The organism is Levilactobacillus paucivorans (genome assembly GCF_001437125.1).
GTDB lineage: Bacteria > Bacillota > Bacilli > Lactobacillales > Lactobacillaceae > Levilactobacillus > Levilactobacillus paucivorans.
Genome location: NZ_JQCA01000072.1, coordinates 79,171 through 86,793, shown reverse-complemented (window position 1 = coordinate 86,793; position 7,623 = coordinate 79,171). Strand labels below are relative to the sequence as shown.

Below are 7,623 nucleotides of genomic sequence, written 5' to 3'. Positions count from 1 at the left end.
TGTTAGTAATCAAGAAATAATCTTGATTACCAACAACAGTTATTTTAGAACCAAAATTTTAAACTTAAATCAAACTAAGAGTGCCCGGATTGCTATTTACTAGCAGTCCGGGTATTATTTATAGCGGTGAGTTTTAGTGATCGGTGGCTGTTACGGCAGTTACCGATGAGATTTTTTAGATAAAGGGGAACGAACAATGTTTACTGTCACGGTCAAGAGTCCCGAAGCCACGATGGCGCTGGGAAAACAGTTAGCACCAGAACTTCGGCCGCGGGACGTGATTTTATTGGATGGCGATCTCGGTGCTGGTAAAACGACATTTACCAAAGGATTAGCCGCGGGTTTAAGCATTACGCGTAACGTGAAGAGCCCAACGTTTACCATTATTCGCGAGTACCAAGGGGGTCGAATTCCACTCTACCATATGGATGTTTATCGTCTGGAAGATGGCAGTGGGGATGAATTGGGCCTCGACGAATACTTCAATGGTGATGGGGTCAACGTGGTGGAATGGTCCAAATTCATCGCTGATGAATTGCCAGAAAACTATCTGCGGATTATCTTCAAGCGCGACGATGACGCTGGTGAAAATCAACGGACGCTGCGTTTCGATCCACGGGGAGAACACTTTACCCAGCTGGTCGAACAGTTGGCAGGTGCTAACCATGAGTGAGGATGTTTTGATTCGCATGCCCAATGCCGCGGATGCCCCCAACCTGTTAGGATTATTGGGCCGGCTACAACAAGAAAGCGACACCTTTAGTTTGGCCGATGCTGACGATCCCATCAGTGCCGCGCAGGAAGCAGACCAGCTGGAACAGATCAAGGACAGCCCACGGCACCTGTTGTTAGTGGCCAGTCTGGGTGACCAGCTCTTGGGTGTCTTGTCTGTTTCGCCCACGCCACAGGGGAATGTTGGCGAACTGGGGATTGCCGTTGAGAAAGCCTATTGGCATCTGGGGATCGGGACGGCCTTGGTTGACGAGGCCCTGTATTGGGCGGAAACCGCCAGTGCCTTACAAGCCATTGGTCTCATTGTCCAGACCCGCAACGTACCCGCGATGAAGCTTTACGAGAAAATGGGCTTTACTAAGACGGCGACACCGCCCACGACGGTCACCGATGACGATGGCGAATGCGTTGAAGCCATTGAAATGGTCTACCGTTTAGGAATGACTTCGGAGAACAAACTTGAATAACTGAAATGAGTGTTGCCGACTGCGGTTGGCGGCACTTTTTTTAGATTCTGATTAAATGAAAAATCGGTAAGTCCTACGTAGCACATGCTGAGTAGGACTTACCGATTTTATTGTTATTGATTATAACGTTGTTGTAAAACGCGATCCTAGCCAGAGGAGGCCAGGGATGGAGCCAGCCGTGGCGGTGATGTTAGACCGAGTGATTTTTCTCGGCCTTACATCACGGGCGAATTTGAAGACTCGCGCTCTTGGCGAGGCTTCAAATCGAGCGAGAAGCCCAAAAGGCTAAAGCGTCCCCACAGCAGGCGTAATCCCTGGCAGCCGCAGGCGACCACTTTACAGCAGACTACGCATTCACAGTCACAAACTTTTTCAAGGGCTGCGTGCCGAAGTGATTAGCTTCGTACAACAGAATGTTAGCGCAGGCCAGGCTGTCGTCGAGCGCGTTGTGATGGTGGTGTAGGTCGATATCGAGTTCGTCACAAACCGTGTTTAATTTATGATTAGGAAACTCGGGGAAAAACTTACGACTGGTCTTCACGGTATCCAGTGTCAAGTACCGCGCCGTTGGCAGGTTGTAGTGTTCCAACGTGCTCCGCAACACCCCGTTGTCGAATGGGGCGTTATGGGCGATGACTAAGCGATCGCGCTGGAATAGGGGAGAGATGTGTTCCCAAACTTCTGGAAATGCCGGGGCATTGGCCACGTCGCGTTCATGAATCCCATGAATTTGGACGTTGCGCCAGAAGAAATCCGTGTCGGGTTTGATCAAGGTATAAAATTCATCGACAACCTGACTGTTACGGACGATGGTCAGAGCGAGGGAACAGGCGCTGTAGCGTTTACCACTGGCGGTTTCAAAATCCATTGCGACAAAGTTCAAGAGGACATCTTCCTTTCTTAGACGGTTAAACCGTCCACATCGAGTTCCACCGGACAATGGTCGGAACCCATGACTTGGTCTAGTATTTTAGCGTCTTTCAATTGATCCTGCAAGCGATTGCTGGTGATGAAGTAGTCAATCCGCCAGCCGGCATTGTTGTCGCGGGCGTGGAACCGGTAGCTCCACCAAGAGTAACGACCGGTAGCTTCCGGATTGAAATAACGGAAAGTATCGGTGTAGCCCGTCCCAAGTAGTGCCGTCATCTTTTCACGTTCGTCGTCGGTAAATCCGGCATTGTGATGATTTGACTTGGGATTCTTGAGGTCAATCTCAGCGTGGGCAACGTTCAGGTCACCACAGAAGATGATGGGTTTCTTGGCATCGAGACTTTGAATAAAGGCCAGGAACGCTTCTTCCCAACCCATACGGAAGTCTAGACGCTTGAGACCACTACCAGAATTTGGTGTATAACAAGTGAGAACATAAAAATCCGGATACTCCAGTGTGATGGTTCGACCCTCATGATCGAAGTCGGGCGCGTTGATCCCGTAGATCACGTTGAGTGGCTTGTGCTTGGTAAAGAGCGCGGTTCCGGAGTAGCCCTTCCGTTCGGCATAGTTCCAATATTGGTAATAACCGGGAAGGTCGAGGTCGATCTGACCGGCCTGTAGCTTGGTTTCCTGAATTCCAAAGAAATCGGCATCTAGTTCGTTAAATGTCTCAACAAATCCTTTTTTCACGATGGCCCGAAGACCATTGACGTTCCAAGAAATAAATTTCATGACGGCACCTCCAAAAGACTAATTCTAGTATACCAGAAAAATAAGTTTTGGCTGTGAATGGCGCGTCCCCGTGTCGTTTACGACCATTTCATGCTAAAATAATCCTATGACTGTTGTTTTCACGACTAACACCGTGAGAGCACATAAATTTTGTGAAACGAAGGGAATAATCATGATGGAAGACATCGTAACGGTATTTCCAGCAGTTACCATTCTGCGGAACGAGCCCTTGGCTCACTATACCCATACTAAGACGGGCGGGCCAGCGGACTACTTGGCTTTCCCAACCAACATTCAGGAAACAAAGTCCTTGTTAGCCTACGCCAATCAGGAAAAATTACCGGTAACGGTTGTCGGTAATGCCAGCAATCTCATCGTCCGTGATGGCGGTATTCGCGGCCTCGTGATGATCTTAACGAAAATGAATCACATTACCACGGATGGTCAGACCGTGACCGCGGAATCTGGCGCGGCCTTGATTGAGGCAACGAAGGTAGCACGGGCCCATAGCCTGACTGGCTTTGAATTTGCTGCGGGAATTCCCGGTAGTGTCGGTGGGGCAATCTTCATGAACGCCGGCGCCTATGGCGGTGAAATCAGCGAAGTCGCGGTTTCCGCCGAGGTGCTCAGCCCCGAAGGTGAAATCCGGACGCTGAATCAGCAAGAGCTCGACTTTGGTTATCGCCACAGTTCGGTTCAGGACTACCATGATATCGTGTTAACGGCGACCTTTGCGTTGACCCCGGGGGATGGCGAGGCCATTCAAGCTAAAATGGATGACCTGAATGCCAGACGAGCGGCCAAGCAACCGCTGGATCTGCCATCCTGTGGGAGTGTCTTTAAGCGGCCCAAGGGGCACTACACCGGGCAATTGATTCAAGAAGCCGGGTTACAAGGCTTGAAGTGGGGTGGCGCGCAGGTTTCAACGAAGCACGCGGGGTTCATTGTGAACATTGACCACGCCACAGCCACGGATTACCTGGAATTGATTCATCATATTCAGGAAGTTATCTTGAAGGAAGATAATGTTCAACTCGAAACGGAAGTTCGCATTATTGGAGAAAAGCCTACCGCCAAATAGAGAAGGGGGAACCTTATGTGCCTATAATTGAAGCAGTGATTCTGTTAATCGTTTTGGTTCTTTTGTCCAATATTATCAGTCACTACCTCACGTTTATTCCAGTCAGTCTGATTCAAATTGTCCTGGGGCTAGTCGTGGCCCTAGTGTGGAAATTTGAAGTGCCATTGGAGACCGATTGGTTCTTACTCCTGTTTATCGCGCCGTTGCTGTATAACGATGGACGGCGCTTTCCTCGCCGAGAACTCTGGCGACTTCGGGGGCCGATCTTTGCCAATGCCATCTGGCTGGTCTTCTTGACCACCTTACTGGGTGGTTACTTGATCTACGCGCTGATTCCTAAAATGCCGCTGACCGTGGCGTTTGCCCTGGCCGCAATCCTTTCGCCTACCGATCCGGTGGCGGTTCAGTCGATTGCCAAGCAGGTTAAACTCCCAGCCAGTCTGATGCATCTGGTCAGTGGGGAAAGCCTGATCAATGATGCCAGTGGGCTGATTGCGTTTAAGTACGCGGTAGCGGCCACGGTTACTGGTGCCTTTTCAATGGGAACGGCAACTGGTGACTTTATCTATATCAGTATTGTCGGATTCATTTCCGGATTGATTTTTATGACGGCAATTCAACTCCTGATGGATATTCTTCGCCGCCAGGGGATTGACGACGTCATCTTTAACACCGTGCTTCAGATTGCCACACCGTTCGTGATTTATCTGGTCACTGAAGAGATTACCCATGCTTCTGGTGTTATCGCGGTCGTGACGGCTGGGGTTCTGTATCACGCCAGAGAGAACCGGATCGTGGAAGACACACCGGAGCTCAAGCTTGTGACGGAAAAGGTGTGGGACATCATCATCTACTCCTTAAACGGGATTGTGTTTGTGATTTTAGGAATTGAGTTACCAGTCGCGACGTCGCAAGTGATCAAGGGTGGTCAATTTAACACGGGTCAGGCCATCTTCTTTGCCTTCATGGCTTGGGTCATTCTGGTGGCCATCCGGACGTTCTGGACATACGGCTACATTCTTTTCCAACGACTGACGAAGAGTCGTTCGCAAGAAAAACCCAGCTTTCGGATGGCTGTTCTATCCGGCTTGTCCGGTGTCCGGGGGGCTGTAACAATGGCTGGGGTCTTGTCGGTACCCGCAACGATTGCGAGTGGGGCGAGTTTCCCCACCCGGGCGCTGATGCTCTTCGTGGCTTCCGGCGTAATTATCATTAGCTTGGTTGCCGCAACTATCATGTTGCCGCTAATCTCAACTGATAAACAACCCTTACAGACCCGGGCGAGTGTCAGTGATGAGATTGCCAATGAGATTGATTTAGACGACGAAGTGGAGGAAGAGTTTCCCGAGGAACCAGTCCGACAAGTCAGTGAAGAGGAAGCCAGAGCCTATATCATGCGACTGGCGATCTCGAAGATTGAAGAACTCAGGCGGCCCAACAACCAACGGGCAGCCTACGATTTAATCTTAGACTACCAGTTCATCATTCGACGTTTAGAAATGAGTTATCGTGCCGATACGGCAATGCAGAAAGTCTTAGACGATGAAATTAAATTGCGTGAGGTAGCGATTTCCGGTGAACGTGAGTCCTTGGAATCGTTACTGGAGGGTGAGAAGATCACCCAGACCAGTTACGTTGGGGCTTTGCGGCGAATTGAAAAGTTAGAATCACGGCTGACGCAGGTCTCTGGGCACACCATGCCGGGAGTCATGCATTACTGGGTACTCTTCTTCCGGCACATGTGGCGGAATACGCGTTACTGGTTGCATTCGGAAGATACCGACCGTCTGCACGCTGAGAACAACCTTATCGAACGTGAGACGGCCAAGAATGCCATTAAGGCCCTGTCACAGTATCTGGCGCGGACTGACGTTGATGAGACTCAGTTCGACAACCAGGCGGTTTATCACCTGCTCGTCCACTACCGTAACCGAATTGAACGTGCCAAGGCCGCCACGGGGCCGAGCCATGAGGATGATTATCAACATCAACTCAACAAGCTCAGGGTGCGGGCCTTAGGGGCCGAGAGAAATGGAATTCAAACGTTGTTGGAAGCTGGTAACATCAGCTGGACCAAGGCCACCCACCTCCGTCAGTACGTCAACTATGCGGAAAACGTGTTGGTGATGTCTCTCAATAACGAGGAAGGCGAGTAGCCAACGCTAATTGAAACTTGTGTAAGTGTTGCTGACAGTATGGCGGTTTTCGCCTTACCGGTCGGTCAAGGTGAGCTGGAACGGAGCGAACACAACTTGAAGCCTCGAGAATCACGAGCCTACAAGCTTGGCTTTCACCTGATCCCATCTCAATCGGCCTCACGGTTGATACGAAAGGTTTCCTGTTATGGTTGTATGAATGGCAACAAACTAAAAATTTAGAGATAGTGAAAAACAGTAGGTATCGTTTAGCATAAGCTATACGGTACCTACTGTTTTAGTATTCAGATAATTTGACCAATCTTAAGTGGTGGGACTGAAGTGATGATAGGATCAGAGCAGAAATAATTAATCGTTGTCGCAGAATCCATTGATCCTAGCCGGAGGAGGCCAGGGATGGGGCCGGCCGTGGTGGTGATGTTAGACCGAGTGGTTTTCTCGGCCTTACATCACGGGCGACTTTGAAGACGCGCGTTCTTCGCGGCTTCAAATCGAGCGAGAAGCCCAAGGGGCTGAAGCGTCCCCACAGCAGGCGTAATCCCTGACAGCCGCAGGCGGCCAAACTATCACATTTTAAAAGGGTCCCAACGACAAAGTCGTTAGAACCCTTCAACACAAACTTTAGTTAGAACTAGAAGGCATGGCCGAGTTGCTCATGATGAGATAGAGAATCCAGTAGCTGAATAGTTGCAGGAAAGTCATCAGAATCACAAAGATCCACATGTTTGGCGTCCACATCGAGAGAATCGGATTGATGAACTGTTCCGGATTGATGAAGAGGTAGACGGTGTGAATCCGCAGAAAACGGCCAATGTAAAGGCCGACCGAGGATAGGAAGGTCAGGAGCACCACAATGGTGAGGCGGACCCAACGATTACCCTTGGCAACTCGGGTACTAATCGTCTGACTGACGTAATTGAGGCTCCAGAAGCCCAAAAATGAACAGCTAACAGCGCTGACCATCATATAGGTAAAGTAGATCCAGAGATGCGGTGTGACCCTTAGAAGGCCACTCAGTGCGTATGGCTGGAGGAGCGATAAGTGGAAGAGGTCGGTCAGTAAGTAGGGAGCATTGGGATAGAAGAGCAGCCACAACACCACAATGGGCCAGAATAACCAGCCGCTGCGCGGTGTGACCTTGCCCAGATGAAAGCTAATCTCAATAGGCAGATAGCCTAGGAAGGTGTTTAGCACCAGAAAGGAGAAGGGATCCTTGGCTCGGAAGTAGAGAAACACGAGCCAAATGGCAAAGAATATTCGGATTTCCCAACGCGCTCGCCGATTCATCGCAAGCCCTCCTTTCAAGTTAAAATAGTGAGGTCCGTTCGTCTTTATTTTGCTAAAAAGTGAAGGACAGAACTCACTCTTATTTTACCGCCCATTACCCAAAAACGAATGGAATATGACTTCTAGTTTACCAGAATGAACCCATGAAGGTAGCCACTGGTGGGGACCTTAATAATTCTGTAAGTTTTGTGACATGATGAACTGGAATTGACTGGATAATCGGCAATCGGGGCGC

At 49.9% G+C, this 7,623-nt stretch carries 7 protein-coding genes; 4 read left to right on the top strand and 3 right to left on the bottom strand.

Translation table 11 applies throughout. The features are described from left to right. Nucleotides 1–196: 196 nt before the first annotated feature. Together tsaE and IV54_RS07100 are read left to right on the top strand one after the other, a co-directional pair. Nucleotides 197–673: a tRNA (adenosine(37)-N6)-threonylcarbamoyltransferase complex ATPase subunit type 1 TsaE gene (gene tsaE / locus IV54_RS07105; protein ID WP_057878685.1), complete on the top strand. Its 477-nt coding sequence runs from the start codon at nucleotides 197–199 to the stop codon at nucleotides 671–673. After that, a complete protein-coding gene (locus tag IV54_RS07100) occupies nucleotides 666–1,199 on the top strand; it encodes a GNAT family N-acetyltransferase (RefSeq protein ID WP_057878684.1) in 534 nt (177 codons plus the stop codon). Before tsaE ends, IV54_RS07100 begins: the two co-directional genes overlap by 8 nt. Nucleotides 1,200–1,545: 346 nt before the next feature. Here IV54_RS07100 and IV54_RS07095 read toward each other — a convergent pair whose 3' ends face one another. Continuing rightward, the gene (locus IV54_RS07095; RefSeq protein WP_057878683.1) at nucleotides 1,546–2,082 is read right to left on the bottom strand and encodes a 3'-5' exonuclease; all 537 of its coding nucleotides are present in this window, start codon (nucleotides 2,080–2,082) and stop codon (nucleotides 1,546–1,548) included. A 17-nt stretch (nucleotides 2,083–2,099) separates the two neighbouring features. Continuing rightward, nucleotides 2,100–2,864 (bottom strand): exodeoxyribonuclease III, encoded by a 765-nt coding sequence (locus tag IV54_RS07090; RefSeq protein ID WP_057878682.1) that lies wholly within the window; start codon nucleotides 2,862–2,864, stop codon nucleotides 2,100–2,102. A gap of 169 nt (nucleotides 2,865–3,033) precedes the next feature. Here IV54_RS07090 and murB point away from each other — a divergent pair, with 169 nt between their 5' ends. Both murB and IV54_RS07080 read left to right on the top strand, forming a co-directional pair. Then, on the top strand, nucleotides 3,034–3,945 hold the full coding sequence (gene murB / locus IV54_RS07085; protein WP_404819834.1) for a UDP-N-acetylmuramate dehydrogenase: 912 nt from the start codon (nucleotides 3,034–3,036) through the stop codon (nucleotides 3,943–3,945). A gap of 17 nt (nucleotides 3,946–3,962) precedes the next feature. Continuing rightward, nucleotides 3,963–6,101: a cation:proton antiporter gene (locus IV54_RS07080; RefSeq protein ID WP_057878681.1), complete on the top strand. Its 2,139-nt coding sequence runs from the start codon at nucleotides 3,963–3,965 to the stop codon at nucleotides 6,099–6,101. A gap of 621 nt (nucleotides 6,102–6,722) precedes the next feature. Here IV54_RS07080 and IV54_RS07075 read toward each other — a convergent pair. Then, nucleotides 6,723–7,388 (bottom strand): DUF1361 domain-containing protein, encoded by a 666-nt coding sequence (locus IV54_RS07075; protein ID WP_057878680.1) that lies wholly within the window; start codon nucleotides 7,386–7,388, stop codon nucleotides 6,723–6,725. Nucleotides 7,389–7,623: the final 235 nt, after the last annotated feature.